Annotated in this window: 28 protein-coding genes and 1 tRNA gene; 19 read left to right on the forward strand and 10 right to left on the reverse strand. The window is 67.6% G+C overall.

Annotated elements, in window-relative coordinates; all coding sequences use genetic code 11:
• Nucleotides 1-213 precede the first annotated feature (213 nt).
• The 6 genes from AC07NN_RS21485 to AC07NN_RS21510 all read left to right on the forward strand — a co-directional run bounded on the left by AC07NN_RS21485 (nucleotide 214) and on the right by AC07NN_RS21510 (nucleotide 5,771).
• On the forward strand, nucleotides 214-1,035 hold the full coding sequence (locus tag AC07NN_RS21485; protein ID WP_494645611.1) for an ABC transporter permease: 822 nt from the start codon (nucleotides 214-216) through the stop codon (nucleotides 1,033-1,035).
• Nucleotides 1,036-1,211: 176 nt separating this feature from the next.
• Nucleotides 1,212-1,790 (forward strand): TetR/AcrR family transcriptional regulator, encoded by a 579-nt coding sequence (locus AC07NN_RS21490; protein ID WP_494645612.1) that lies wholly within the window; start codon nucleotides 1,212-1,214, stop codon nucleotides 1,788-1,790.
• 5 nt (nucleotides 1,791-1,795) lie between these two features.
• Nucleotides 1,796-2,314: a hypothetical protein gene (locus tag AC07NN_RS21495; RefSeq protein WP_494645614.1), complete on the forward strand. Its 519-nt coding sequence runs from the start codon at nucleotides 1,796-1,798 to the stop codon at nucleotides 2,312-2,314.
• A gap of 163 nt (nucleotides 2,315-2,477) precedes the next feature.
• Nucleotides 2,478-3,692: an aspartate aminotransferase family protein gene (locus tag AC07NN_RS21500; protein ID WP_494645616.1), complete on the forward strand. Its 1,215-nt coding sequence runs from the start codon at nucleotides 2,478-2,480 to the stop codon at nucleotides 3,690-3,692.
• 61 nt (nucleotides 3,693-3,753) lie between these two features.
• Nucleotides 3,754-4,689, forward strand: coding sequence for an ornithine carbamoyltransferase (gene argF, locus AC07NN_RS21505; protein ID WP_494645618.1), 936 nt, complete (start codon nucleotides 3,754-3,756; stop codon nucleotides 4,687-4,689).
• A gap of 170 nt (nucleotides 4,690-4,859) precedes the next feature.
• Nucleotides 4,860-5,771 carry an Hsp33 family molecular chaperone gene (locus AC07NN_RS21510; RefSeq protein WP_494645620.1) on the forward strand — a complete coding sequence of 304 codons (912 nt, stop codon included), beginning with the start codon at nucleotides 4,860-4,862 and terminating at the stop codon, nucleotides 5,769-5,771.
• Between the two features lie 38 nt (nucleotides 5,772-5,809).
• Here AC07NN_RS21510 and AC07NN_RS21515 read toward each other — a convergent pair whose 3' ends face one another.
• The 6 genes from AC07NN_RS21515 to metZ all read right to left on the reverse strand — a co-directional run bounded on the left by AC07NN_RS21515 (nucleotide 5,810) and on the right by metZ (nucleotide 10,367).
• Nucleotides 5,810-6,670: a DUF4347 domain-containing protein gene (locus AC07NN_RS21515; RefSeq protein WP_494645622.1), complete on the reverse strand. Its 861-nt coding sequence runs from the start codon at nucleotides 6,668-6,670 to the stop codon at nucleotides 5,810-5,812.
• Between the two features lie 111 nt (nucleotides 6,671-6,781).
• Nucleotides 6,782-7,435 (reverse strand): RhiA family protein, encoded by a 654-nt coding sequence (locus tag AC07NN_RS21520; protein WP_494645625.1) that lies wholly within the window; start codon nucleotides 7,433-7,435, stop codon nucleotides 6,782-6,784.
• A gap of 196 nt (nucleotides 7,436-7,631) precedes the next feature.
• On the reverse strand, nucleotides 7,632-7,970 hold the full coding sequence (locus tag AC07NN_RS21525; RefSeq protein ID WP_494645627.1) for a helix-turn-helix domain-containing protein: 339 nt from the start codon (nucleotides 7,968-7,970) through the stop codon (nucleotides 7,632-7,634).
• Between the two features lie 261 nt (nucleotides 7,971-8,231).
• Nucleotides 8,232-8,666 carry a hypothetical protein gene (locus AC07NN_RS21530; RefSeq protein WP_494645629.1) on the reverse strand — a complete coding sequence of 145 codons (435 nt, stop codon included), beginning with the start codon at nucleotides 8,664-8,666 and terminating at the stop codon, nucleotides 8,232-8,234.
• A gap of 71 nt (nucleotides 8,667-8,737) precedes the next feature.
• Nucleotides 8,738-9,202: a Co2+/Mg2+ efflux facilitator ApaG/CorD gene (apaG, locus tag AC07NN_RS21535; protein WP_494645631.1), complete on the reverse strand. Its 465-nt coding sequence runs from the start codon at nucleotides 9,200-9,202 to the stop codon at nucleotides 8,738-8,740.
• A complete protein-coding gene (gene metZ, locus AC07NN_RS21540) occupies nucleotides 9,183-10,367 on the reverse strand; it encodes an O-succinylhomoserine sulfhydrylase (protein ID WP_494645633.1) in 1,185 nt (394 codons plus the stop codon). Before metZ ends, apaG begins: the two co-directional genes overlap by 20 nt.
• 232 nt (nucleotides 10,368-10,599) lie before the next feature.
• Between metZ and AC07NN_RS21545 the strand changes: the two genes are divergently transcribed.
• The 10 genes from AC07NN_RS21545 to AC07NN_RS21590 all read left to right on the forward strand — a co-directional run bounded on the left by AC07NN_RS21545 (nucleotide 10,600) and on the right by AC07NN_RS21590 (nucleotide 17,207).
• Entirely contained in the window at nucleotides 10,600-11,628 is a 1,029-nt protein-coding gene (locus tag AC07NN_RS21545) for a 2'-deoxycytidine 5'-triphosphate deaminase (protein ID WP_494645634.1), read from the forward strand.
• Between the two features lie 159 nt (nucleotides 11,629-11,787).
• On the forward strand, nucleotides 11,788-12,618 hold the full coding sequence (locus AC07NN_RS21550; protein ID WP_494645636.1) for a TraB/GumN family protein: 831 nt from the start codon (nucleotides 11,788-11,790) through the stop codon (nucleotides 12,616-12,618).
• 135 nt (nucleotides 12,619-12,753) lie between these two features.
• Complete coding sequence (locus AC07NN_RS21555; protein ID WP_494645638.1) at nucleotides 12,754-13,056, forward strand: hypothetical protein; 303 nt, start codon at nucleotides 12,754-12,756, stop codon at nucleotides 13,054-13,056.
• Nucleotides 13,057-13,173: 117 nt separating this feature from the next.
• Nucleotides 13,174-13,404, forward strand: a complete 231-nt coding sequence (locus tag AC07NN_RS21560; protein ID WP_494645640.1) for a hypothetical protein — start codon at nucleotides 13,174-13,176, stop codon at nucleotides 13,402-13,404.
• 28 nt (nucleotides 13,405-13,432) lie between these two features.
• Entirely contained in the window at nucleotides 13,433-13,870 is a 438-nt protein-coding gene (locus AC07NN_RS21565) for a hypothetical protein (RefSeq protein WP_494645642.1), read from the forward strand.
• A 23-nt stretch (nucleotides 13,871-13,893) separates the two neighbouring features.
• The gene (locus AC07NN_RS21570) at nucleotides 13,894-14,295 is read left to right on the forward strand and encodes a hypothetical protein (protein WP_494645645.1); all 402 of its coding nucleotides are present in this window, start codon (nucleotides 13,894-13,896) and stop codon (nucleotides 14,293-14,295) included.
• Nucleotides 14,292-14,486, forward strand: a complete 195-nt coding sequence (locus AC07NN_RS21575) for a helix-turn-helix transcriptional regulator (RefSeq protein WP_010920093.1) — start codon at nucleotides 14,292-14,294, stop codon at nucleotides 14,484-14,486. Before AC07NN_RS21570 ends, AC07NN_RS21575 begins: the two co-directional genes overlap by 4 nt.
• Nucleotides 14,487-14,514: 28 nt before the next feature.
• Complete coding sequence (locus AC07NN_RS21580) at nucleotides 14,515-15,189, forward strand: hypothetical protein (protein WP_494645648.1); 675 nt, start codon at nucleotides 14,515-14,517, stop codon at nucleotides 15,187-15,189.
• A 114-nt stretch (nucleotides 15,190-15,303) separates the two neighbouring features.
• A complete protein-coding gene (locus AC07NN_RS21585; protein WP_494645650.1) occupies nucleotides 15,304-16,239 on the forward strand; it encodes an alpha/beta fold hydrolase in 936 nt (311 codons plus the stop codon).
• Nucleotides 16,240-16,316: 77 nt separating this feature from the next.
• Nucleotides 16,317-17,207 carry a TraB/GumN family protein gene (locus tag AC07NN_RS21590; protein WP_494645652.1) on the forward strand — a complete coding sequence of 297 codons (891 nt, stop codon included), beginning with the start codon at nucleotides 16,317-16,319 and terminating at the stop codon, nucleotides 17,205-17,207.
• A 28-nt stretch (nucleotides 17,208-17,235) separates the two neighbouring features.
• On the opposite strand, the gene AC07NN_RS21595 is transcribed toward AC07NN_RS21590, so the two are convergent.
• The gene (locus AC07NN_RS21595; RefSeq protein ID WP_494645654.1) at nucleotides 17,236-17,844 is read right to left on the reverse strand and encodes an HD domain-containing protein; all 609 of its coding nucleotides are present in this window, start codon (nucleotides 17,842-17,844) and stop codon (nucleotides 17,236-17,238) included.
• Between the two features lie 163 nt (nucleotides 17,845-18,007).
• Between AC07NN_RS21595 and AC07NN_RS21600 the strand changes: the two genes are divergently transcribed.
• On the forward strand, nucleotides 18,008-19,669 hold the full coding sequence (locus AC07NN_RS21600) for a glycosyltransferase family 4 protein (RefSeq protein WP_494645656.1): 1,662 nt from the start codon (nucleotides 18,008-18,010) through the stop codon (nucleotides 19,667-19,669).
• A gap of 33 nt (nucleotides 19,670-19,702) precedes the next feature.
• On the opposite strand, the gene AC07NN_RS21605 is transcribed toward AC07NN_RS21600, so the two are convergent.
• Nucleotides 19,703-19,777, reverse strand: a tRNA-Gly gene (locus AC07NN_RS21605).
• A gap of 125 nt (nucleotides 19,778-19,902) precedes the next feature.
• Between AC07NN_RS21605 and AC07NN_RS21610 the strand changes: the two genes are divergently transcribed.
• Nucleotides 19,903-21,885 (forward strand): alpha/beta hydrolase family protein, encoded by a 1,983-nt coding sequence (locus AC07NN_RS21610; RefSeq protein WP_494645658.1) that lies wholly within the window; start codon nucleotides 19,903-19,905, stop codon nucleotides 21,883-21,885.
• A gap of 51 nt (nucleotides 21,886-21,936) precedes the next feature.
• Here AC07NN_RS21610 and AC07NN_RS21615 read toward each other — a convergent pair whose 3' ends face one another.
• Nucleotides 21,937-23,055 carry a S41 family peptidase gene (locus tag AC07NN_RS21615; protein WP_494645660.1) on the reverse strand — a complete coding sequence of 373 codons (1,119 nt, stop codon included), beginning with the start codon at nucleotides 23,053-23,055 and terminating at the stop codon, nucleotides 21,937-21,939.
• Nucleotides 23,056-23,142: 87 nt separating this feature from the next.
• Here AC07NN_RS21615 and AC07NN_RS21620 point away from each other — a divergent pair, with 87 nt between their 5' ends.
• Complete coding sequence (locus tag AC07NN_RS21620; protein WP_494645662.1) at nucleotides 23,143-23,760, forward strand: winged helix-turn-helix domain-containing protein; 618 nt, start codon at nucleotides 23,143-23,145, stop codon at nucleotides 23,758-23,760.
• 56 nt (nucleotides 23,761-23,816) lie between these two features.
• Here AC07NN_RS21620 and AC07NN_RS21625 read toward each other — a convergent pair whose 3' ends face one another.
• A complete protein-coding gene (locus AC07NN_RS21625; RefSeq protein ID WP_494645934.1) occupies nucleotides 23,817-24,653 on the reverse strand; it encodes an alpha/beta fold hydrolase in 837 nt (278 codons plus the stop codon).
• Between the last annotated feature and the right edge of the window lie 176 nt (nucleotides 24,654-24,829).

Genomic DNA, 24,829 nt, shown 5'->3' on the forward strand with positions numbered 1-24,829 from the left:
AGAGGGGCGTCCCCAACGCCCATCACCCCATATATGGTGATCAAACCGCCCCGCCGGCGGTCGTCCTACAACATATCGTAAAGAATGTGTTAAAACGTACAATGGGCGCCATCGACTCTGTCCACAGAAACAAGATGTTGATTCACGCAAGCCCAAGCTTGCGGAAGGGGCTCCCAGGGCGCACATGGCCAAGCAACACAACGGGTTGAGCCTATGAGAGACATGGCCGAGAGCGTCATTCCGCCGCAGCCGCGCGACTATCACGGCTGGAACTGGTCCGGGTTCGTCACGCTTTACCAGCGCGAGATCCGCCGGTTCTGGAAGGTTGGCACCCAGACGGTCGCCGCGCCGGTGGTGACGACGCTGCTCTACATGCTGGTCTTCGTGGTCGCGGTAGGTGGCAGCCGCCCGGCCGTGGGCGGCGTGACCTTCGGCCATTTCGTGGCCCCGGGCCTGATCATGATGGCGATCCTGAACAACGCCTTCGCCAACTCCTCGTCCTCGCTGATCCAGGCCAAGATGATGGGGCTGACGCCGGACTTCCTGACCCCGCCGTTGTCGGCGCTGGAGCAGGTGCTGGGCTTCGCCCTGGGCGCGGCGACGCGCGGCGTCGTGGTCGGGGCGGTGACGGCCCTGGTCATCGGCGTGCTGCCGGGCGCGGGCCTGCAGCTGGCTCACCCCTGGGCCATCGTCTATTTCGCGGTGACGGCCTCGCTGATCCTGGGCTTGGCCGGCGTGCTGGCGGGTCTGTGGGCCGAGAAGTTCGACCAGCTGGCCGCCGTGACCAACTTCCTGATCATGCCCATGACCTTCCTGTCGGGCACCTTCTACCTGGTCGATAAGCTGCCCGAGCCGTTCCGCTCGGCCAGTCACTTCAATCCGTTCTTCTATCTGATCGACGGCTTCCGTTACGGCTTCATCGGCCATGCGGACGGCTCGATCGCCGTCGGCGTGGTCAGCATGGGCGTGCTGACGACAGCTCTGTTCCTGTGGTGCTGGCGCCTGTTCGTCACGGGCTACCGCCTGAAGAGCTGATCGCGAACAACAGCTTAGCAACTTCGAAGCCCCGGTCCGAAAGGCCCGGGGCTTTTTCATGTTGTGAATCTCATATTGATGTAATACATGATTACATCATGTCGTCAGTTCGATCATATAACTCCGCGCTCCGGCGCGATCAGGCCGAGGCCACCCGGGAGCGCATCCTGGCGGCCATGGCGTCGCTAGTGGAGGAGAGCGGCGGCCAGGAGCCGACCAACCGCGCCGTCGCCGAGCGCGCCCAGGTCACCGAGGTCACCGTCTACCGCCACTTCCCCAGCCGCGAACTGCTGCTGAAGGGGCTATGGGAGCACCTGAACCGCAAGGATGGCGTGCGCGTCGGCATGCCTGAAAGCCCGGCCGACCTGCTGGCCAAGATCAAGCCGCTGCTGGCCAGCTTCGACGCCAGCCCGGCCCAGATCGTGGCGCGCCTGACCACGGCTCAAGGCCGGGCGGCGCGCTCCAGCCTGGACGACGAACGCCGCGAGGCCTTCCTGGACGTGGTGTCGCAAGCCGCGGCCGACCTTCCGGAGGCCGAGCAGGCCAAGGCCGCCGCCGTGCTGCAGCTGCTCTACTCGGCCTATTCGTGGCTGTCCCTTCGCGAGCAGTGGAACCTCTCTGGCCAGCCCGCCGCCGACGCCTTGGGTTGGGCGACGGAAATTCTGCTCAACGACCTCAAATCGCGTGGCGCGGCGTCCATCGCGCCCGATCCCTTCGCCCAGTTCACCGAAAGCCCGTTCAAGTCAGAAAGCTGATCCCGATGATCGCTCACTTCTCCATCCCCGCTCACGACCCCCAAGGCGCCGCCGAGGTTTTCGGCCGCATCATCGACGGCGTCGTCATGCCCTTCCCGGTGGTCGAGGGCGCCTGGGTCGCCATCGCGCGCGACGGCTCGGGTCTCGGCGTCGAGGTTGTGCCCGACGCCAGCGCCCACCATCCCGGCGAAGGCCTGCCCGACGGCCGCGTCTCGGACGGTCCGTTCGTTATGCCGTGGGAGACCCAGATCCGCCAGGACGGCGGGCCGCAGGACGCCAGCGGCTTCCACGTGGCCATCACCAGCAAGCTCTCCGCTGAGGAGATCATCGCCCTGGGCGCGGCCAAGCGCTGGCGCGCCGTGCACTGCGATCGTGGCGGGGTTTTCGATCTCGTGGAGCTGTGGGTCGACAACCGCTTCCTGGTCGAAGTCCTGCCGCCCAAGGGAAGCGAGCGGTACCACGCGTTCTACACCCCCGAAGTCGCCGGCAAGATGTTCGCGGGGCCACCTCCCGGAGCGGCGTGACCGCCTGTGGCCCCCGGGACAAAACCCGTGATTTTCGCCGGTTTTTCAGGGGCTTTTTCACAGTCCCTTGATTGACACGACGTGGTTCCACGGCGACAACCTGCGGCCTTCCGGTCCCCGCACTTACAGTGCGGGGGCTTCTTTCCTTTTAGGGAGGTCGGTCTTGAGCACCGCGACGTCGTCCAACTCCTCGCAACACCACATCATGGGCGTCTACAACCGCGCCCCGCTGGCGTTCGAACGAGGCCGAGGCGCGCGCCTGTTCTCGACCACGGGCGATGAGTACCTGGACTGCGTGGCCGGCATCGCCACCTGCGGCCTGGGCCACGCCCATCCCGTGCTGGTCGATGCGCTGAAGACCCAGGGCGAGAAGCTCTGGCACGTCTCCAACATTTACACGATCCCCGAGCAGGAAGTGCTGGCCGATAAGCTGTGCGCGGCCACCTTCGCCGACGTGGTGTTCTTCACCAACTCGGGCACCGAGGCGATCGAGTGCGCTCTGAAGGCCGCTCGCCGCTATCACGTGATGAACGGCCAGTCCGAGCGGATCGACATCATCGGCTTCGACGGCTCGTTCCACGGCCGCTCGTACGCGGCGGTCAACGCCTCGGGCAACGCCGGCTATCTCGACGGCTTCGGTCCGCGCCTGCCGGGCTTCATCCAGCTGCCGTTCGGCGACCTGGAGGCCCTGAAGGCCGCCATCGGCCCGACGACCGCCGGCATCATCATCGAGCCCGTGCAGGGCGAGGGCGGGGCGCGTTCCCTGACCGAAGCCCAGCTGCTCGAGCTGCGCCAGATCACCCGCGACGCCGGCATTCTGCTGATCTACGACGAAGTCCAGAGCGGCATGGGCCGGACCGGCAAGCTCTTCGCCCACGACTGGGCGCCGGGCAGCGAGCCGGACATCATGTGCGTGGCCAAGGCCCTGGGCGGCGGCTTCCCGGTCGGCGCGTGCCTCGCCTCGACCGAAGGCGCCAAGGGCATGACCCCCGGCACTCACGGCTCGACCTACGGCGGCAACCCGCTGGCCATGGCGGTCGGCAACGCGGCCTTCGACGCGATCAACAGCGAAGCGCTGCTGGACAACGTGACCACGGTCGCGGGCTACTTCACCCAGCAGTTGAACGGCCTCAAGGACCGCTTCCCGGACATCATCGTCGATATCCGTGGCAAGGGCCTGCTGATCGGCATCAAGGTCGTGCCGAACAACCGCGAGTTCATGGTGATGGCGCGCGACCACAAGCTGTTGATCGCCGGTGGCGGCGACAACTGCGTGCGCCTGCTGCCGCCGCTGAACCTGACCATCGAGGAAGCCAGCGAGGCGATCTCCAAGCTTGAGAAGGCTTGCGAGACCGCGCGCGCCAAGGCCGCCGCCTGAACCAACTGAACCTATGAAACCCCGCTCCGGTCCGCCGGAGCGGGCGTGAGGGATTTGGCCCATGACCGCCCCCCGCCACTTCATCGACCTGTGGAAGCTGGACGGCGCGACCCTGCGCCTGATGCTGGACGACGCCCACGCCCGCAAGGCGGCCCGCAAGGGCTGGCCGCAGGGCAAGGTCGACGCCGACGCGCCGGCCAAGGACCGGGTGCTGTCGATGATCTTCCAGAAGAACTCGACCCGCACCCGCTTCTCGTTCGACGCGGCCATGCGTCAGCTGGGCGGTAGCGCCATCATCTCGACCTCGTCGGATATGCAGTTGGGGCGCGGCGAGACCATCGAGGACACCGCCAAGGTGCTGTCGCGCATGGTCGACGCGGTGATGATCCGCGCCAACAGCCACGCCGACGTCGAGCGCTTCGCCCAGGTCTCGACCGTGCCGGTGATCAACGGCCTGACCGACAAGAGCCACCCCTGCCAGATCATGGCCGACATCCTCACCATCGAGGAGCATCGTGGCCCGATCGCTGGCAAGACGATCGCCTGGGTCGGCGACGGCAACAATGTCTGCTCCAGCTTCATTCATGCGGCGCCGCTGCTGGGCTTCGAGCTGAAGATCGCCTGCCCGGCGGTCTACCACGCCGACCTGCACGACCTGGCGCGCGCCGAGGGCCTGCAAGGCCGGGTCAGCATGGGCACGGACGCCAAGGAAGCCGTGCGCGGCGCCGACGTCGTGGTGGCCGACACCTGGGTCTCGATGGGCGACACCGACCACGACGAGCGCCTGGCAGCGCTGGAGCCCTATCAGGTCGACGACAAGCTGATGGACCTGGCCGCCGGCAACGGCGTCTTCCTGCACTGCCTGCCGGCCCACCGGGGCGAGGAAGTCACCGACGACGTGCTGGACGGCCCGCGCTCGCTGGTCTGGGACGAGGCGGAAAACCGCATTCACGCCCAGAAGTCGGTGTTGGCCTGGGCGTTCGGGGCGATCGGGTAGGGGCCGCGAAGCCCCCTCCGGCCCTTCGGGCCACCTCCCCCATGAAGGGGGAGGACGCTTAGAATCCTGCTCCCCCTCGATGGGGGAGCTGTCGGCGGAGCCGACTGAGGGGGTGAGGCCACCGCACGGCCTCTCGCAATTCTTGGCATGTCATCCTATCTAGCCTCCCCATGACCGACATCGCTTCCAATCCCGGCGTCCTCGACGACGTCGTTTCCGCGTTCCAGATCGAAGGCCTGCCCGTGCGCGGCCGGGTCGTGCGCCTCGGCGACGCCGTCGACGAGGTGCTGACGCGCCACGACTATCCCGAGCCCGTCGCCAACCTGCTGGGCGAGGCCTGTGCGCTGGCCGCCCTGGTCGGCTCCAGCCTGAAGTTCGAAGGTCGCCTGATCATCCAGGCCCAGGGCGACGGCCCCGTGCGCTACGTCGTGGTCGACTACGACACCTCGGGCGGGCTGCGCGGCTATTGCCGCTTCGACCCCGCAGAGGTCGCGGCCATCTCGGAAGGTTTCACCCGTCCGGGCGCCAAGACCCTGCTGGGCGGCGGCGTGTTCATCATGACGCTCGACCAGGGCGCGGACATGGACCGCTATCAGGGCGTCACGCCGATCGAAGGTGAGACCCTGGCCCTGTGCGCCGAGCAGTACTTCGCCCAGTCGGAGCAGACCCCGACCCGCGTACGCTTGGCCGTCGGCCAGGTCGATACGGGCGAGGGGCCCAAGTGGCGCGCCGGCGGCATCCTGATCCAGGTCATCGCAGGCGACCAGGCCCGGGGCGACACCCAGGACGCCTGGACGCACGTCCAAGCCCTGTTCGAGACCACGGGCGAGGACGAGCTGATCGACCCGACCCTGTCGACCGCGACCCTGCTGTGGCGGCTGTTCAACGAGGACGGCGTGCGCCTGCTCGAGGAAAAGCCGATGCGGGCTTTCTGCCGTTGTTCGGACGAGCGTATCGCCGTGGTGATGGACTCGTTCTCGGCCGAGGAAGTGGCCGACATGGTCGAGCCCGACGGCAAGATCCACGTGACGTGCGAGTACTGCTCGCGGGTCTACAAGCTGGATGCGCCGGCAACGGCCTAGCGTGATCGGGAGCGACCCACGGGCCGCTCCCGACGTCTTCACGCCATCGAAGCCAGGGACTGGAAGGTCTTGGTTGTGTCGTAGAATACGGTGGGCTCCGCCTCGTCCCTGAGCAGCGAATGGTTGTGGATCAGGAACGACTTGGTGAGCGTGCTCTTCCCGTTCGGGAAGTTGACCTTGAGCCGCCCGGTGATCCGCGCGCCGGGTTCGCCGTCCTCGATATGTGGCTGATCCCAAAGCACCTCATAGGCCATGTCGATGGCCGGACGCGACGCGCCGCCATGCTGCGGCGTGTAGGTCGCCGTGAGGCCCGCGACCGGCGTTTCGGTCGGCTGACCGGCGATGTGGAGTACGGCGTTGTTCATGTCCGTCGAGATCGAATAGGTGGGGGCCGGGATCGGCTTGGGCGGAGTCAGGCTGGGCTGGGCGACCTGCCAGACCGCGCCCTTCTCAAGATAGAACGTGCCGTCCGAGCGGCAGTAGATAACGCCCGTCGGCGCATAGACGTTCGTGTTGACGACCTTGGCGATGTCGAACAGCAGGGTCGCGCCGTCGCTGCCCGCGCCGACGCTGCAGCCATAGAGATAGAACTCGTTGAGCAGGCCGCTGAGGGGCTGCAGCAGCGGCACCCAGACCTTCTCGTTGTGGATGGTGATGCACTCCTTCTTGTCCGAGCCGGTGTCGATGTCGCCCGGCGCGCCGTGGCCGATCAGGCTTGCGGAGGCATAGTTGGGGGCCTTGGGTTTCTCGCAGCCCAGCAGGTTCTGGGCCGCTGTCGCGGTGTCGCCGTTGGCGCCGGCGTTCGGGTTCCCGACCCGCGCATAGTTCAGATAGTCGTTCTTGGCCGAGTCGATGGTGACGCACCCCGGAAGGGGCGCGCCCATGTAGGGCTGTGCCATGGTGGACTCCATCAGGTTGTGGAGGACAGGGCGGACCGCCTCGATCACTGAAACGATCCGCCCGCCTCGCGCGCGATGGGCGCGTCGGGTGGGACGACGCGCTGTGCGCTGCTAGCAATAGGTGACCGTGAAGGTGCCGTTGTCGGCCTGGATGACGGTCGCCGAGGTTTGCGGCAGGCCCGTGAAGTCGATCACGGCGCAGTTCTTGGACACCGCCGAGTAGTCGATGATCTGGCCCGGCTGATAGAGGCCATCAGCGACGTAGAACTTCACCACCGGCGTGATGTTGTAGATCTCGTTCGGCAGGGCGTTGAACGTCGCGACCGGCGCGGGGATCGGGCCGCCGCTGTCGCGCGCCAGGCCGAACACGAAGTTGTTCAGCGGCGTGAAGTCCGTGTTCGTCACGATCGAGAACGAGCCCGCCTGCGCGGTGCCCGGGCTGGCGACCGCCCTGAAGCCGGTGACGTCGGTGTTGGTGAAGTTCACCGTGTCCTGGGACGCGGTGTTCACCGGCTTGACGCCGCCGGAGTCGAGCACCGTGTTGGGGTTCAACTGCTCGGCCGTCTGCGACCAGTAGGCGAAGGTGTTGTCGGTGTAGACCACCGAGTCCCAGCTGCCGTCGGTGATGTTCTCGAAGGTGGCCCACGCGTTTGTGTAGACCGGCTGGACGCCGCCGTTCGAGACGACGGCGGGTTGCTCCATGAAGGCCACGTAGCTCTTGTTGGTCTTGGCCTGGTTGAAGATCTTGATCGTGTAGGTAGCCATGTTCTCTCTCCCATTGAGGTTCGCGCCCCGGGGTAGGGTTCGCGACGTCGGGAGAGGCCTTGGACGGCCTGCGGAGCGCTGGAACTGAAGTCGCTTGGCCTCTCTGACCGGCCAACAATGTTCTAAACATGGTTGTATTTATAGGAGTGACAACTTGCGCGGCGATCAATCGCGACCGATGAAAGTTGCACGGCGCTCAAGTCCCCGGCGTGTCGGTCATGTCGTCCAGCAAGGCCAGCAGATGGGCGAGGGCGGTGCGGCGCAGGCGGCGCACTGCCTGAACGAGTTCGAACTCTTCGATCGCCAGGCGCTCGCTGGTATGAGCGTCCATCTCGCCACGGCCCAGCACCAGCCAGTCCAGCGAGATATCCAGAACTTCGGAAATGCGGGCGGCGTTTTCCAGCGACATCGGCCCGCCCTTGCGCCAGCGGCTGATGGCGCTCTCATGGACGTCCAGATCCAGGGCGAGGGCCATCATCTTGGCGATGCCGCGGCCCTTGATGGCGTGGCTCAGTCGATCCCCCCTGGACTCCATCACTCGGCCCGCTCAAAGGGCGCGGCGAAACTGGCCAGCCCATCTGAAGAGAAAGTCGACAACAACCATAATCAGTGTCTGGTTATATTTTACCTTATGGTTGTATTCGCAGTGACGCTCGTGGAAACACGGGGCACGCGAATTTCTCGCCTAATGGGGCATGTAAACGGTCGTCAGGGGCCGAAAACGAGAAACCCGCGCAGTGGTCGCGCGGGTTTCGGAAGGTGTGGACTGGAAGTCGGAACGTTTCGCGTCGACGCCCTAGAGCCCGCAGCCGGTGCTCTTCCAGCCGGCCCGGAAGGCTTCGGCGTTATCCGGAGTCTCTAGCGTGGCGATGGTCGGGCGAGCGATGAAGCGGCGCTTTTCGGTCTCGCCGGACGCAGCGATGCTGTCGACCACGCCGCAGACCACCATGGCCTTCTGGTACCGGCCGGTGCGCAGGCCGTAGAGCTCGGCGGAGTCCGGATTGGCCAGCTGGATTGCGATGGCCTTCTCGATCTGCGGCATCAGCTTCTCGACGCGCGCTCGTTGGGCGCCGGTCTGGAAGTCCACGCGGCCAAGGCCGACATTGATCGTCGGCGTCTCGGCGGCGCCTTGGTGCATGTAGTGCGAGGTGACGAGGGCCGACTGGGCCATCGCTTGCGGCGCTAGCGCGGCGGCGATGACGAGGGCGCAGAGGGAAGTCCGGGTGAGCATCGGGAACTCCTGAAAAGCCACAGGAGCGATGCTCAACCTCTGGGGGATCTATGTCAATCTCCGGAGGCGGCTCAGTTCAGCTTCAGCGCCGCGCCTGGCATGTGCAGCGAGAACTCGGGGATCTCGACGTCGAACAGCTCGCCCTCATCGGTGACCATCGAGTAGCTGCCCTTCATCGCGCCCGAAGGGGTGGGCAGGGGGCAGTTGGACACGTAGCGGAACGCCTCGCGCGGTCGCAGTTCCGGCTGTTCGCCGACCACGCCCGAACCCTCGACGTCGTTCACGCGGTTGAAGGCGTCGACGATGGTCCAGCGGCGCGAGATCAAGGTCACCGTCTCGCCGCCGTGGTTCTCGATCTCGACCGTGTAGGACCACAGATAGAGGCCCTGGTCCGGCGAGGACTCCTCGGCCGCATAGACCGGGAAGACGCGCACGACGATGTCGCGCGTGCGCGCTTCATAGGCCGCGCCGTCCTGGCCGCGACGCCGACGCATCCGCTGCATCGGCGGAGAGGTTTCACGCCTGATCGAGCGCACGGATCACATCCCTCTTGAGGTCTTCGACGCTTTCCAGGCCCACCGACAGGCGCACGCCGCCCTCGGTCACGCCCAGCGACGGGCGCTGGTCCTCCGGCACCGAGCGGTGGGTGGTGGTCGGCGGGTGGGTCGCCATGGATTTCGCGTCGCCCAGATTGTTGGAGATGTCGACGATCTCCAGGGCGTTCAGGAACTTGAAAGCCGCCTCGCGCGAGCCCAGGTCGAGCGCGATCACGGTGCCGCCGCCGGTCATCTGCGACTTGGCGACGTTGTGGCCCGGATGGTCGGGGCGGAAGGGGTAGAGGACCTTCTGCACCTTCTTGTGCTCGGCCATGGTGTTGGCCAGGGCGAAGGCGCTGTCGGTCTGGCGACGCACGCGCAGGTCCAGGGTCTCGAGGCCCTTGACCATGACCCAGGCGTTGAACGGCGACAGCGACGGGCCGGTGTGGCGCAGGCTGTCGCGGTAGAATTCCTCGTTGATCGCCTCGCTGGTCAGGATGGCCCCGCCCAGCACGCGGCCCTGGCCGTCGATGTGCTTGGTGGCCGAGTAGACGACCACGTCGGCGCCCAGCTCCAGCGGCTTCTGGAAGATCGGGGTGGCGAAGACGTTGTCGACGATGACCTTGGCGCCGACCGCGTGGGCCAGTTCCGACACCGCGCGGATGTCGGTGATCTCCAGCACCGGGTTCGAGGGGGTCTCGATCAGCACGGCCTTGGTGTTCGGCCGGATCGCCGCTTCCCATTCGCGGATGTCGGTCGCGTCGACGAAGGTGGTCTCGACGCCGAAGCGCGGCAGCCACTCGCTGACGATCCAGCGGCAAGAGCCGAACAGGGCGCGGCCGGCCACCACGTGGTCGCCGGCGCGGACCAGGCCCATCAGGGCCGAATGGATCGAGGCCATGCCGGTCGCCTGGGCGCGGCACACCTCGGCGCCTTCCAGCAGGGCCAGGCGGTCCTCGAACATCTTCACGGTCGGATTGTTGAACCGCGAATAGACGAAACCGGGGTCTTCACCCGCGAAGCGGCGGTCGGCGCCCTCGGCGCTGTCGTAGGTGAAGCCCTGGGTCAGATAGAGCGCCTCGGCCGTCTCCATGAACTGCGAGCGCGCGATCCCACCACGGATCAATTTCGTCGCGACGTCCCAGTCTTTCGGATCCTCGGCCACGGCCTGCCTCCTACGCGTAAAAACGCGGGCATAAGGGGTTGGGGCGGCGGTACGGTCAAGCGTGAAGGGCGTTTTCTCAAGGAGAGAATTGTCACGCGCGAAAAGCCGATTGTCACAGGCGAGTTCGGGGCGCGCGCCTTAACCAAGAACCCGGTCTCTCCGGTGGAATGAAACGGCCGACAGGACAGGCGCAGCCTTGCCTTTGCGCCTGGGTTTGGCGAGTGTCGCGCCGATGACCGACGCCCACGCCGCAGGGATTCTGCCCTGCCAGAACATCGAAGACCTGATCGCCCGTGAGGCGATCACCGCGCAGACGCCGTTCGACGTCGATCAGGTGCAGCCCGCCAGTCTGGACCTGCGCCTGGGCGCGCGCGCCTGGCGGATCCGCGCCTCGTTCCTGCCCGGGCTGCATCGCAAGGTGCCCGAGCGCATGAAGGACGTGGCCATGCACGAGCTGGACCTCAGCAAGGGCGCGGTGCTGGAGAAGGGCTGCGTCTATATCGCCGAGATCCAGGAGCGCTTGGCCCTGCCGATGACCGTGTCGGCGCGCGGCAATCCCAAGAGCTCGACTGGCCGGGTGGACGTCTTCGTCCGCCTGCTGACCGATCACAGCCGCGCCTTCGACGACGTCGATGCCGGCTACACGGGTCCGCTCTATATCGAGATCGCGCCGCAGACCTTCTCGGTTCTGGTCCGCGCCGGCACCCGCCTGAACCAGTTGCGCCTCAAGCGCGGCGAACCCGCCAAGCTGGCCACCCGCAGCGTCGGCGTCGACCTGACGCCCGGAACCACGGGCATCGTCGGCTTCCGGGGCCGTCGCCACGCCGGTGTCGTCGATCTGGACCACGAGGACGGCCACGACCCGCGCGACTACTGGGAGCCGCTGGAGGCCCGCCGCGGTGAGCTGCTGCTGGACCCGGGCGAGTTCTACATCCTGGCCTCCAAGGACGACATTGAGATCCCGGTGCTGGAAGCGGCCGAGATGACCCCGATCGACCCGTCGGTCGGCGAGTTCCGCGTCCACTATGCCGGCTTCTTCGACCCTGGCTTCGGCACCGAGGAGGCCTCGGCGGTCGGCTCCAAGGGCGTGCTGGAAGTGCGCAGCCACGAGACGCCGTTCCTGCTGGAGGACGGCCAGACCGTCGCGCGGCTGGTCTATGAGCCCCTGACCTCGCGTCCGGCTCGCCTGTACGGCGAGGGTGGCTCGCACTACCAGCGCCAGGGCCTGAAATTGTCCAAGCACTTCAAGGCCTGGAGCTGAGCTGGGGAGCGCTGAGTCGTTATGTCGCGGCGCTCGTTCACTAACGGCTGACCAGACTCGCGCTTATCTCGGGGCCTAGTTTGGTCGGGCCTTGAAGAGATGCTCAGTGGCGTTTTGAGGCGTCTGTCGCGCGGGTTGATCGCGGCAGGCCTCGTTTGGATGGCGGGGAGTGGCGCGGCCAGCGCGGCCCCGGCCATGTGGGAAGTCCGCGACAAGGACTCCGTCGTCTATCTGTTCGGCTCGATGCACGTACTGCGCCCGGACGTCCGCTGGCGCACGGCCGCTTTCGACCACGCCTACGCCAAGGCCGACCGGGTCTGGTTCGAGACACGCGTCGACGTCGGACCCGACCAGATTCGCACCCTGATGGACCGCTACGGCGTCGATCCCGACCGCTCCCTGACCGAGAAGCTCTCGCCGACGGCCTTGGCCACCCTGCGCCCCGTGCTGGATCGCGGCGGCGTGTCGCTGGATCGCGTGGAGCGCCTGCGGCCCTGGGCGGCGGCGATGATGCTGTCGGTCGCCCCCATGACCCGCGAGGGCGCCAGCGTCGCCAGCGGCGTCGACGCGGCCACCACCCAGCGCGCCCGCGTCGCCGACAAGCCGATCGAGGTGTTCGAGACCTTCGAGCAGCAGCTGCGGATCTTCGCCGATCTGCCCGAGCAGGCCGAGCTGACCTATCTGGACGACGTCGCCCGCGAGCAGCTGTCGCCGCCGCGCGACGGCGTGATCCTGGAGCGCGCCTGGCTGAAGGGCGACATGGCGCGGCTGGGAACGCGTCTCGTCGCGCCGATGAAGGCGGGGCGGCCCGAGCTCTACCAAGCCCTGCTGCAGCAGCGGAATCTTGCCTGGGCTGACCGCCTTGACGCGGCGATGCGGCAAGGGAAGGGGACGGACCTCGTCGTTGTCGGGGCCCTGCACATGGCCGGGAACGAAGGGCTGCCGGCCCTGATGAGGGCGCGTGGCTATGCCGTCAGGCGGATCCAATGAGGCGCCGCGCGTCAACGCGCCGCACCACATCTGGTGGACAATCGGTGCTGTTACACAAATCCTAGCCCTCGTTCTCGTGAGGCGCGACTCAGTCGGCCCGACGCCGAGGACGGCGGAAAGTCCACGGAGGCCCCTTTGGCCCGTACTGCTCAAGATCCGTACCTGATCCTCCAAGGCCGCATCGAGGCCTGGGAGCGCTGTGCGCGCATCCCTGGCTGCGACAAGGCCATCTGGCGCCAGGACGCGGCGGGACGGGTGATCCGCTGGGCCGACTTCGGCGACCGCTTCTCGCGCTATGGCTGGGAGGTCGTCAGCCGGCCGCGTCCCGGCGTGCTGGGTCGCGCACTGGCCGTAAAGCGACTCGAGGCCGTGCATTGGCGCGCCCTGACCGAGGATGCGCTCTCCGTCGAACCCTTCCTGGGCCGCCGCGCCGCCTAGAAACGTCAAGCTTCTCCGTCGTTTAGTCGCCTCTCCATGACAAAATGACAACTACGCTTGACAAGATGTCTACTAGCTATGATAAACATCCTTGTCATTTCGACGAGGAGGCTTGTCATGAGCAGCACCAACCAACGCAACCGCTTCCAGCGCATCATCTTCAGCGTCGCCGCCGCCTTGGGCGGTCTGGCGATCGGTTTCCTGCTTGCTCGCGCCATCGGCGAGGCGCCTGTCTTCACGATCCTGGCCGGCGTGGCCCTGTGGGCCGGCCTCACCCAGGTCGCGCGGAACGCCAAGGCCAAGGCCGACGACCAGTCGGCCGTCGCCGAAACCCTCGCCAGCCTTTAATCGCCAGCATCGAGATCGGGGTTTCATCGTGAGTGAGCACACCGGACGCCAGGCCCAACGCCAAGCGGTCGCGCAATGGATTTTCGTCGGATCGGGCCTGACGGGCGCGGTCGTCGGCGCCGGCTACATGGCGCTGAGCAAGATGGAAATCGAGCTGCCGCGCGTCGTCACCTTCCTGGTCGCGGTCGCGCTGGTCGCGGCGATCTTCGCTTCGTCCATCGTCTACTGGCGCAATATCGACGAGGCCGCTCGCGAGGCCCACAAGTTCGCCTGGTTCTGGGGCGGCGTGGGCGGCCTGTTGCTGATGTTGCCGGTCATCGTCGTGATCAGCCCCGAGCGTCTGGTCGCGATGTTCGGCGAACGGTCCCCGGCCGACTGGCTGACGGGCGGCATGATGGCGCTTCTGATCGCCCAACTCGCCGGCTACGGCCTCGTCTGGGCCGGCTGGTGGCTGCGTCAGCGCTGATTTCCTTCAATCGGAGCGTCAACATGGGCAATAATCTTACGCCCGCCGGCCGGCGTTACCTGGCCCGCTTCTTCCCGGCGATGATCGGCTACGTGGCCATCCTGTTCGGGTCGCTGTGGTTCATCATCCACCACAAGCCGACGGGCCCGATCCTGTGGCTCATGGGTGTGGCGCCGGCGATCCCGGTCATCGGGGTGATCGCGGCCATGGGCCTCTACATCGCCGAGGAGACTGACGAGTTCCTGCGGATGGTCCTGGTGCAGTCCATGTTGTGGGGCATCGGCGTCACCCTGGCGCTCTGCACCGCCTGGGGCTTCCTGGAGAACGTCGGGGTGATCCCGCACTTCCCGCTGTACCTGGTCTTCCCGGTGTTCTGCGGCGCCTTCGGCCTGGCCCAACCCTTCGTTCGGCGGAGGTACCAATGAAGAACCGCCTCAAGGTCCTGCGCGCCGAGCGCGACTGGAGCCAGGCCGATCTCGCTGATCGGCTGGAGGTCTCCCGCCAGACCATCAACGCCCTGGAGACGGGCAAGTACGATCCCAGCCTGCCGCTGGCCTTCAAGATCGCCCGTCTCTTCGGCCAACCCATCGAATCCATCTTCCAGGACGAGGCCTGATCGGCCCGCCTGCTTCGAGGACACCGTCATGAACCTCGCTTCGAAGTCCCCCAACACGCCGCGGGCCCGCGCCATCCGCGCCCTGGTGTTCGCCATCGTCGCCGCGCCGCTGGGCTACCTGTTCGGTAAGTACCTGGCCGGCCTGGAGGACGCCGGCGTCTGGACCGCGCCGAACCTGGGCTGGTCCGACGTGCTGGCGCTGTTCCTGGCCCTGCTGCTGGTTGTCGTTGGCTTGATCACCATGATCGTCAGTGTCAGCCGCAAGACCCTCGGCCGCCAGATCGATCCGGAAGGCGCCCGCCCGGCCAGCTCCAGTCAGGCGCTGTTCTACGCTCAGAACGGCGGCATCCTGGCCTTGGCCGGGGTGATGATGGCCACGCCGGTCGTCGTCCGGGCCGTCTTCGACACGGTGCCGCCCATGATCGCCTCGGCGACCATGATCGGCCTGGTCGCCCTGTTCCTGGTCCAGACGGCCGGCAACATCTCGGTCTGGATCCGCAGCGACGAGCTGATGCGCCGCGCCACCGCCGAGATCTCGGCCGTGACCTTCGTCATCCTGCAGGGCGTCCTTTTCCTGTGGGCGGCGGGCGAGAAGCTGGGCCTGCTGCCGACCCTGACCCTGTGGGACGCCGCCTGCGTGATGATGACCGCCTACCTGGTCATCGCCGGCGTCGTCCTGTGGCGTCGCGGCCTGGCCGCCTAGACCACTACCAACCTTCCGACCAATCGGCGCGGCCTAGCCGTCGCGCCCCATCCCTAACCACTCGGCGCGCTCCGCCGGAGCCTTCCGCGCGCGCCTACCCCAAGGAGCAAGACCATGATCATCAAGACCCAACAGCCCCGCGCTTCCTTCCGTGGCGGCGTCATCCTGCTGGCCATCCTCGCCGCCTGCGGCGTGTTCGGCGGCGAGCACGCCCACTCCGCGCCGTTGGCCCCGGCCGCTGTAGCGGCCAAGGCCGACCGCATCTCGGTCACCGTCACGGGCAAGGGTCCCGATGTGGTGCTGATCCCCGGCCTGGCCTCGTCCGGCGCGGTCTGGGACGCCACCGTCCAGCAGCTGTCGGCCACGCACCGCGTCCACGTGGTGCAGGTGGCGGGCTTCGCGGGCGCTCCGGTTGGCGGCAACGCCGACGGTCCGGTGGTCGAGCCGGTGGTCGAAGCGGTCGACGCCTATATCAAGGCCAACAAGCTGAAGTCGCCGGCCGTGATCGGCCACTCGATGGGCGGCTTCACCGGCCTGCTGCTGGCCCGCCGTCACCCCGAGGACGTCAGCCGCCTGATGATCGTCGACAGCCTGCCGTTCTTCTCGGCGCTATTCTCGCCGACGGCCACGGCCGAGAGCATGAAGCCGCAGGCTGCGGCCATGCGCGACGGCACGATCGGCATGAGCCCCGAGGCCTTCGCCAGCCAGCAGGCCATGACCATGCCGCGCTTCGTGAAGTCGCCTGACGGCCAGAAGCTGGCCCTGGAATGGTCCAAGGCTTCGTCGCAGTCGGTCGTTGGCCGCGCCATGTACGACCTCCTGACCACCGACGCCCGCGCCGACCTGCCGGCGATCAAGACGCCGACCACGCTGCTCTATCCGTACGACCCGGCCATGGGCGCGCCGACCGCCGCGATCGACAAGACCTATGCCGACGCCTATGCGGCCTTGCCGGGCGTGACCCTGAAGCGGGTCGACGACAGCCGCCACTTCATCATGCTGGACCAGCCCAAGGCCTTCGCCGAAGCGGTCGAGACCTTCCTGAAATAACCGTGACCGATAGCCGGTGTGCCTTGCGCGCGCCGGTTGTCCCCTCCAATTCTCATCTCAGACAAATCGGGGATCCCATGCTGCGCAAATTCAATCGTTCGGCCCGCCATGTCGCGGCCGGCCTCGCCTCGGTCCTGGCGCTCGGCTTCGCGGGGACGGCCCTGGCCGAACCGGCGCTGTGGAAGATCAAGGATCACGACTCGACCATCTACCTGTTCGGTACGATCCACGTGCTGAAGCCCACCACCCAGTGGCGCTCGCCCAAGATCGACCAGGCCCTGACCAGCAGCCGCGACCTGACCCTGGAGATCGTCGGCGCCGACGACCCGGCGGTGATGCAGCCGCTGATCCTGAAGTACGGCCTGGATCCGGCCCACCCGCTGTCGACCAAGCTCTCGGCTGACAAGTTCCAGCACGCCTCCACGGTGGCCAAGGACAGCGGCGTGCCGCCCCAGATGCTGGAGATGATGCGGCCCTGGCTGGCGGCGGTGTCGCTGTCGATGGGGCCGGTGATCAAGGCCGGCTACGACCCCAAGAGCGGCGTCGAGAACGTGCTGAGCAAGGAGATCGCCGCCGCCGGGAAGAGCTCGAACGCCTTCGAGACCCCGGAGCAGCAGATCCGCTTCTTCGCCGACCTGCCGGCCAAGACCGAGGCCGACTTCCTCAGCGCCACGCTCGACGACGTCGATGAGGGCGTGGCCAAGATCGACAAGATGGTCGCGGCCTGGGCGGCCGGCGATGTCACCGAGCTGGAAAGCCAGTTCATCAAGGAGATGAAGGGCGACTATCCCGAGCTCTATGACCTGCTGATCGTGAAGCGGAACGTCGACTGGGCCAATCAGCTGAAGACCAAGCTGGCCGGCTCGGGCGTCAGCTTCGTGGCCGTCGGCTCGGGCCACTTGGTGGGCGCCGACAGCGTCCAGGCGCAACTGGATAAGCTCGGCATCAAGGCCGAGCGCGTCGAGTAGGACTGAAAACCGTGAGTGGGGCGGGCGGCTATTCGGCCGCCCGCGTCGCCATGTACAGCGAGCGCTTGGGCACGCTCATCACCCGCTGCAGCATCGGCTCGAAGGCTTCCAGCGGCATCGACTTGAAGTTCGGGTCGAAGGCTTCCTGGTCGTACACGTGGCAGAACTTGGCCGTGTGCTCGAAGTCCGGATGGCCCCGGAACTGGTCGCGCATGTCGCGATCCAGGCCCAGGTGGTGGAAGAAGTAGTAGCCCTGGAAGATCGCGTGGTGGGCCACCATCCAGTGGTTCCGCTCCGACACGAAGGGCTGCAGGATCGCCGCGGCGATGTCGGCGTGATTGCGCGGACCCAGGATGTCGCCGATGTCGTGCAGCAGGGCGCAGACGACATATTCCTCGTCCTCGCCGGCCTGATGGGCGCGGGTGGCGGTCTGCAGGCTGTGGTCGAGGCGGTCGATGGCGAAGCCGCCGCAGTCGCCCTTCAGGAGGTTCAGGTGCGCCACCAGGCGGGTGGGCAGCTCGCGCCCGAAATGCATCGAGGCGTTGGCGATGATCCCCCAGTCCTCGGGCGTACCCTCGGTCATGGCGTGGAACTTGGCCCGGTCATGGGCGCCCGGATGATCCTCGCCGTCGGCCATGGCGCTTCTCCCCAAACATCTGTTTGAGCGATGGTGCGCCGGAAGCCGGCAGGCGTCAACGCGGAGTCGGAGAGACCACCTTGGTCACAGTGCGCCTGGGTGCTTGCCTCGGGCCGGGGTTTCACCGCATTGATCGGCCCTCGCAGCCAGCTTCACGGTATTCGTGTCTCCCCCTTCCGTAGTTATCCGCGCCGAGCCTGACGGCTACGACATGGCCAAGGTGCAGCTCATGGGGCGCCAGGCCGCTGGCAACGGCTTCCTCCGGGCGGCGGTGGTGGCGCGGGGCGACAAGCCGATCCATGGCTTCACGGCCAAGCACGAGACCGCCGTGGGCTTCCAGGCCATGGTCCACCGCATCGATCCGGACGCGACCTTCATCTGGATCCCGTCCGAGCGTCTCACCGAGATCAGCCGGGTCGGGACCCTCTATCTCGCGGACGGCACCGTCTCGAAGCACAGCCGCATCCGGCAGCGCGCGGGCCTGACCAGCTTCTCGATCTGCGGCGTGACCCACACCACCGCGTCCGACGGGGCCATGGACGAGATCGTCGGCCTGCTGCGCGAGCCGGTCGCGCCCTGGGATGCGCTGGTCTGCACCTCGACCTCGGTGATCGAGACGGTCAGGCGCGTCCATGAGGCCGAGGCCGACTATCTCCGCTGGCGGTTTGGGCCGCAGGCGCGGATCGAGGGGCCGCAACTGCCGATGATCCCGCTGGGCGTCCACTGCTCGGACTTCGCCTTCGACGACGCGCAGCGCGCCGAAGCTCGCGAGGCGCTGGGGCTCGAGGCGGACGAGGTCGCCAGCCTGTTCATGGGCCGATTGGTCTTTCACGCCAAGGCCCACCCGCACCCGATGTACCGGGCGATGCAGATCGCGGCCGAGCGGACGGGCAAGCGCCTCGTCCTGATCCTGGCCGGATGGTTTCCGAACGCCGCCGTCGAGACGGCCTTCCTGTCTGCCGCGCGGGAATTCGCGCCCGACGTCCGCGTGATCGTCAAAGACGGCCGCGACCCGGCGACGCGCAACCACGTGTGGGCCGGCGCCGACCTCTTCATCTCCCTGTCCGACAGTATCCAGGAGACATTCGGCCTCACGCCGATCGAAGCGATGGCGGCCGGTCTTCCGGTCGTGGTCTCAGACTATGACGGCTACAAGGACACGGTCCGCGATGGCGTGGACGGGTTCCGTGTTCGCACCCTGGCGCCGTCGCCAGGCGCCGGGCAGGGGCTGGCGCGCGCCCAGGAAGTGGGGGCGTTGACCTATGACCGGTACTGCCTGGCCGCGGGGCTCTCCACCGCCGTCGACATCGGCGCGGCCGCCGACGCCGTCGAGGCCCTGGCCGCCGACGCGGCGCTGCGCCAGGGCATGGGCAAGGCCGGGCGCACCCGAGCGCGCGATGTCTACGACTGGTCCGTCGTCTACAAGCAGTACCAGGCGCTCTGGGCGGAGCTAAACGCGCGACGCCTGGCGGCCTCGGAAGACCCGGACCAGCAGGCCCGGACTCGGTCGCTGCGGACTGCCTCGGCCGCGCGCATGGACCCGTTCGAGGCGTTCGGCCACTACCCCACTGAACTGCTGACGCCTTCGACCCGGCTGGTCGCGGCGGCCGGCGCCACCGCGGCGGCGCTCCGGGCGGCGCTGGACCAGACCTACTTCAACAGCCTGACTTTCCCTCGCGAGCAGGCCGAGACCCTGTTTGAACTGGCCAGTCGCGGCCCGACCACGGTGCAGGCCGCCGCCGAGGCGATGGACGCCCAGGTCGCGGTGCTGACCCGCGTGGCGGGGCTGCTGATCAAGATCGGGGTGGTGGAAGCGCTGCCCTGACGCCGAGCGATGGCCCCTCGTCGGGAAGGACCTTGGAGCGGGCGGGGGGAATCGAACCCCCGACATTCAGCTTGGGAAGCTGACGTTCTACCTCTGAACTACGCCCGCCAAAGGGACGCACCGTTTAGCCCGCCTCGGTCGGCTACTCAAGCGGAGGATGGCGCGCCTTGCCTTGATCCTGGGCTTGACCTTAATTGCCGGCCCATCGGGGCTTCAATTTTAGGTAGAGTTCCATGTCCAGAGTTCTGTACGGCCCGGTCGCCGGCTTGGCCCTGCTGGCGGTCGCGTCGGGCGTCCGGGCGGAGGTCTCCGCTGCCGCCAAGGCCTTCGGCGCGCGCGAAGCGGTGGTCGACGCCAGCATTTCGCCCGACGGCAAGTCGGTGGCCCTGGTCCAGGCCTTGGCCGACGCCCAGGCCACGGCGGTGTTCGTCGCGCCGCTGGACGGCTCCAGCCAGCCCAAGCCGATCATGAGTTCCTCGGGCAATCCGGACCGGGTGACCGACTGCGGCTGGGTGTCGAACACCCGGCTGGCCTGCAACATCTACATGCTGCTGACCCGCGACGCCCGGAAGCTGGGCTTCACGCGCCTGGCCGCCCTGAACGCCGACGGGAGCAAGGTCGTCGAGATCAGCACCCGCAACCGGAACTTCTCGTGGAGCTATCAGCAGTTCGGCGGCGGCATCGTCGACTGGCTGGCCGACGAGTCGGCCGGCGCGGTGCTGATGACCCGCGACTATTCCGAGGAAGGGACGACCGGCACCCTGCTGGGCAATCAGCGCGAAGGCCTGGCCGTCGAGCGCGTGGATACCGTCACCCTGGCCCGCACGCCGGTCGAGCCGCCGCGTGGCGACGCGGCGGCGTTCATCTCCGATCAGCACGGGACCGTGCGCATTGTCGGCCAGCGTCTGAAGACCAACGCTGGCTACAGCACTGCGCGCGTCAACTACCTGTACCGGCCCGCCGGCGGCGGCGACTGGGTGGCGCTGAGCAGCTATGACCACGACGTCCATACCGGCTTCATGCCGGTGGCGGTCGATCGCGACCTCAACGCCGCCTATGGCTTCGAGTGGATCAACGGCCGCCAGGCTGTCGTCCGCGTCAGCCTGGACGGGACCGCCAAGCGCGAGGTGATGCTGGCCCGCGACGATGTCGATGTGGATCACCTGATCCGCATCGGTCGCGACCGCCGTGTGGTCGGCGCCAGCTTCGCTACCGAGAAGCGCCAGGCGGTGTTCTTCGATCCTGCCCTGAAGGGGCTGGCCGCCGCGCTGTCCAAGGCGCTGCCGGGCCAGCCGCAAGTCCACTTCGTCGACGCCAGCCAGGACGGGACGCGCCTCTTGCTATGGGCCGGCAGCGATGTCGATCCGGGCCGCTACTACCTGTTCGACCGGACGGCCAAGAAGCTGGCCGAGGTCATGCCCGACCGGCCGGAGCTGGCGTCGTTCAAGCTCTCGACCGTGCAGCCGATAAGCTACAAGGCGGCCGACGGGACCATGGTGCCGGGCTACCTGACGCTGCCGCCGGGCAGCGACGGCAAGAACCTGCCGGCCATCGTCCTGCCCCACGGCGGGCCGAGCTCGCGCGACGAGTGGGGCTTCGACTGGCTGGCCCAGTTCTTCGCCCACCAGGGCTACGCGGTCCTGCAGCCGAACTATCGCGGCTCCAGCGGCTATGGCGAGGCCTGGTTCCAGCAGAACGGCTTCCAGTCGTGGAAGACCGCCATCGGCGACGTCAACGACGCCGGCCGTTGGCTGCTGTCGCAAGGCGTCGCCGCGCCGGGCAAGCTGGCCATCGTGGGCTGGTCCTACGGCGGCTACGCGGCCCTGCAGTCGTCGGCGCTGGACCCGGACCTCTTCAAGGCCATCGTCGCCGTGGCCCCGGTCACCGACCTGGAAAGCCTGCGCGAGGAAAGCCGCGCCTTCACCAGCTTCAAGCTCGTCGACGGCTTCATCGGCCGGGGGGCGCACGTGAAGGAAGGTTCGCCGGCCCAGAACGCGGCGCGGATCAAGGCGCCGGTGCTGCTGTTCCACGGCGACGAGGACTCCAACGTCCGCATCGGCGAGTCCCGCCTGATGCAGTCGCGGCTGAAGGCGGCGGCCGGCAAGGTCGAGCTGGTCGAGTTCCCGGGTCTGGATCACCAGCTCAACGACTCCACCGCCCGCGCGACCTTGCTGGATCGGGCGGATACGTTCCTGAAGGCGGCGTTGGGGCTCTAGGTCTGTCCGCTCATCCCCGCTTTCGCGGGAATGAGCGGTGGTTTGGCAACTCTAACCCTTCGCCAGCTCCAGCGCCTTCTCCAGCGCCTGGTCGGCCGGGACCGCGACGTCCGGCTGGATGCCACCGCCTTCCCAGTCCCAGTCGGTGTCCGGATCGAAGGTCCGGCCCACGGGCACGAAAGCGACCAGGCCCGCGCCCAGCGGTTCGAACCCGCCGAAGTGGTTGGCGCCGCCGGTGTGCTCGCCGACCAGCACGCCGCGATGGGTGCGCTTCAGGGCCAGGGCCAGGTGCTCGGCGGCCGAGCCGGTGCGGGTCGAGGTCAGGTAGAACACCTTGGCGCCGCGCAGGCTGGTCTCGGCGTTGGGCGTCACCCAGTGTTCGCGGCGATAGATGCCGGCGGGCGCCTTCACCTCGCGCATATCGCCGCCGCGCATCGGCGGACCGCCACGGGCGTCGATCAGCGACTGGGCTACGTCCATGCTCACCAGGCGGGTAGGCTGGGCGTAGAGATAGGGCAGCATGACGTCCATCTCGGCCATGCCGCCGCCGCGATGGGTGCGGGCGTCCAAGATGATCGCCTTGGCGCCGGCGTGCTCCTTCATGAAGGTTTCGAGCGCCGCCAGGGTCTCGGGCCTGCCGTCGAACATGTTGAACTTGATGTAGGCGACGCCGTCCGCGATCCACTTGGGATCCTCGATGGCCGGCGGACGCGGGCCGCCCGGGCCGCCCGGAGCGGGTCCACCTGGGCCAGGACCGGGCCCACCGGGACCACCCGGCCCCCCGACGCGGACGCGGCGCGGGCCGGGGCCATCGGCTGGGCCACCCGGTCTTTCGAGCGCGACGCGCAGATGGTTGTCCGGGTGCAGGGCCCGGAGGTCGTCGGTCATGCGTCTGGCCAGAGTCATCGGATCTGCGATCTGGGCGTAGGTCGCCTTATTGGCGCGCAATAGCGCCGCATACTGCTTGCCGACCTTCGGATCGAGGTACGAGGCCTCCAGCTTGCCGGCCAGGGTCTCGATCGCCGCGGCGTATTCGGCCGGTGTGGCCGGGACCGGAGTGGGCGCCTGGACAGGCGTCGGCGCGCCGGGCGGCTGCTCCTGGGCGAGGACTGGCAAGAAGGTGGTGAGGGTCAGGCCGACTCCGGCCAAGATGACCAAATTGCGCCGCACAGTTCGTCTCCTTATGCGTGATGAGACGGATGGGGAGTTGATCGCCGCGTGGAAGTCCTGACGGAAATCTCTCGGAAAGCTGAACTGTTGAAAAGCCCCCCGCGCATGGCGTTCGGCGAGGTGTCGGTCGACGTCGAAAGCCGCCGCGTGCGGGCGCCGACGGGGTCCAGCAGCCTCGAGCCCCGCGTCTTCGATCTGTTGCTGACCCTGGTCGAGCGACCGGGTCTGACCGCCTCGCGCGACCACCTGATCGAGACGGTCTGGGGCGAGGTCGATGGGTCGGACGAGGCCCTGAGTCAGGCCGTGGCCAAGCTTCGCCGCGCCCTCGGCGATGACGCCCGCGCGCCGCGCTTCATCGAGACGGTGCCCAAGCTAGGCTATCGCTGGATCTTCGAGGAGCAGCCGGGGCGAGCCTTGCCGTCGGCCCCACGCTGGTCGCAGGGGCCTTCCTGGCTCGCCGCTGGCGTCATCGCGGCGATCGTCGCCGGCGGCGCGGGCGGCGTCGGCGCCTATGCCTGGAGCAAGGCCGCCGAGCCGCGCAGGTTCGAGATCCGCAAGGTCCGCATGGAGCGCGGCGTCGACGGTCGCTGCATGAAGCAGGTCCAGGTGATCCGCGGGGTCGGCAAACCCAGCGAGGCCCAGCGCGCGCCGCCTCTGCCCTCGTCGCCCGGCTGCGAGCCGCCGCGCGAGTTCGTCGAGCGCTAGGCAAGACAAAGGCGGGCGCCGCGAGACGCCCGCCTTCTTCATGCGATCGGACCGGCTCAGGCCTTGATGAAGGCCAGCAATTCGGGGTTCACGATGTCCGGATTGATCGTGCACAGGCCGTGGCCCAGGCCCGGATAGCTCTTCAGCGTGCTCTTCTTCAGCAGCTTGACCGAGAGCGGGGCGCTGTCGGCATAGGGGACGATCTGGTCGTCCTCGCCGTGCATCACCAGGGTCGGTACGGTGATGGCCTTCAGGTCCTCGGTGAAGTCGGTCTCCGAGAAGGCCTTGATGCAGTCGTAGTGGGCCTTGATGCCGCCGGCCATGCCCTGGCGCCACCAGTTCCAGATCACGCCCTGGTCGACCTTCGCGCCTGGCCGGTTGAAGCCGTAGAACGGGCCGGCGGGGACGTCGTAGAAGAACTGGGCGCGGTTGGCGGCCGTGGCGGCGCGGAAGCTGTCGAACACTTCGATCGGCAGGCCGCCCGGGTTCTTGTCCGACTTGACCATGATCGGCGGCACCGCGCCGATCAGGACGGCCTTGGCGACGCGGCCCGGCTTGGCGCGGGCGACGTAGCGGGCGACTTCGCCGCCGCCGGTCGAGTGGCCGATATGGACGGCGTTCTTCAGGTCCAGGTGGTCGGTCAGGGCCGCGACGTCGGCGGCGTAGGTGTCCATCTCGTTGCCGGTCTCGGTCTGGGTCGAGCGGCCGTGGCCCCGGCGGTCATGGGCGATGACGCGGAAGCCCTTGGCGTAGAAGAACATCATCTGGTTGTCCCAGTCGTCCGCGCTCAGCGGCCAGCCGTGGTGGAACACGATCGGCTGGGCGGTCTTGGGACCCCAGTCCTTGTAGTAGATCTGGACGCCGTCCTTGGTGGTGACGAAACCGCTGCTCATGGTCGAAGCTCCTGATACCGGGGCGGCCGTCGCGATGGCCGGGTTGGCAAGCAGGGGCAGGGCCGTGAGCGCGCCCAGGGTCAGGCCGCCGGCGATGACGCCGCGACGCGAGGTTCCGGTGTGGTCGTTGGCGCTCATGGTCTTGCCCCTCGTGATGACGAGGCGACCATGACGCG

It is taken from the genome of Caulobacter sp. GW821-FHT09H08 (assembly GCF_059415885.1).

What these genes read in the sequence shown, in the direction of transcription:
- AC07NN_RS21485 (WP_494645611.1), top strand. Translation starts at nt 214, where the DNA reads ATGAGAGACATGGCCGAGAGCGTCATTCCGCCGCAGCCGCGCGACTAT.
- AC07NN_RS21490 (WP_494645612.1), top strand. Translation starts at nt 1,212, where the DNA reads ATGGCGTCGCTAGTGGAGGAGAGCGGCGGCCAGGAGCCGACCAACCGC.
- AC07NN_RS21495 (WP_494645614.1), top strand. Translation starts at nt 1,796, where the DNA reads ATGATCGCTCACTTCTCCATCCCCGCTCACGACCCCCAAGGCGCCGCC.
- argF (WP_494645618.1), top strand. Translation starts at nt 3,754, where the DNA reads ATGACCGCCCCCCGCCACTTCATCGACCTGTGGAAGCTGGACGGCGCG.
- AC07NN_RS21510 (WP_494645620.1), top strand. Translation starts at nt 4,860, where the DNA reads ATGACCGACATCGCTTCCAATCCCGGCGTCCTCGACGACGTCGTTTCC.
- AC07NN_RS21515 (WP_494645622.1), bottom strand. Translation starts at nt 6,670, where the DNA reads ATGGCACAGCCCTACATGGGCGCGCCCCTTCCGGGGTGCGTCACCATC.
- AC07NN_RS21520 (WP_494645625.1), bottom strand. Translation starts at nt 7,435, where the DNA reads ATGGCTACCTACACGATCAAGATCTTCAACCAGGCCAAGACCAACAAG.
- AC07NN_RS21525 (WP_494645627.1), bottom strand. Translation starts at nt 7,970, where the DNA reads ATGGAGTCCAGGGGGGATCGACTGAGCCACGCCATCAAGGGCCGCGGC.
- AC07NN_RS21530 (WP_494645629.1), bottom strand. Translation starts at nt 8,666, where the DNA reads ATGCTCACCCGGACTTCCCTCTGCGCCCTCGTCATCGCCGCCGCGCTA.
- AC07NN_RS21545 (WP_494645634.1), top strand. Translation starts at nt 10,600, where the DNA reads ATGACCGACGCCCACGCCGCAGGGATTCTGCCCTGCCAGAACATCGAA.
- AC07NN_RS21550 (WP_494645636.1), top strand. Translation starts at nt 11,788, where the DNA reads ATGGCGGGGAGTGGCGCGGCCAGCGCGGCCCCGGCCATGTGGGAAGTC.
- AC07NN_RS21560 (WP_494645640.1), top strand. Translation starts at nt 13,174, where the DNA reads ATGAGCAGCACCAACCAACGCAACCGCTTCCAGCGCATCATCTTCAGC.
- AC07NN_RS21570 (WP_494645645.1), top strand. Translation starts at nt 13,894, where the DNA reads ATGGGCAATAATCTTACGCCCGCCGGCCGGCGTTACCTGGCCCGCTTC.
- AC07NN_RS21575 (WP_010920093.1), top strand. Translation starts at nt 14,292, where the DNA reads ATGAAGAACCGCCTCAAGGTCCTGCGCGCCGAGCGCGACTGGAGCCAG.
- AC07NN_RS21580 (WP_494645648.1), top strand. Translation starts at nt 14,515, where the DNA reads ATGAACCTCGCTTCGAAGTCCCCCAACACGCCGCGGGCCCGCGCCATC.
- AC07NN_RS21585 (WP_494645650.1), top strand. Translation starts at nt 15,304, where the DNA reads ATGATCATCAAGACCCAACAGCCCCGCGCTTCCTTCCGTGGCGGCGTC.
- AC07NN_RS21590 (WP_494645652.1), top strand. Translation starts at nt 16,317, where the DNA reads ATGCTGCGCAAATTCAATCGTTCGGCCCGCCATGTCGCGGCCGGCCTC.
- AC07NN_RS21595 (WP_494645654.1), bottom strand. Translation starts at nt 17,844, where the DNA reads ATGGCCGACGGCGAGGATCATCCGGGCGCCCATGACCGGGCCAAGTTC.
- AC07NN_RS21610 (WP_494645658.1), top strand. Translation starts at nt 19,903, where the DNA reads ATGTCCAGAGTTCTGTACGGCCCGGTCGCCGGCTTGGCCCTGCTGGCG.
- AC07NN_RS21625 (WP_494645934.1), bottom strand. Translation starts at nt 24,653, where the DNA reads ATGAGCAGCGGTTTCGTCACCACCAAGGACGGCGTCCAGATCTACTAC.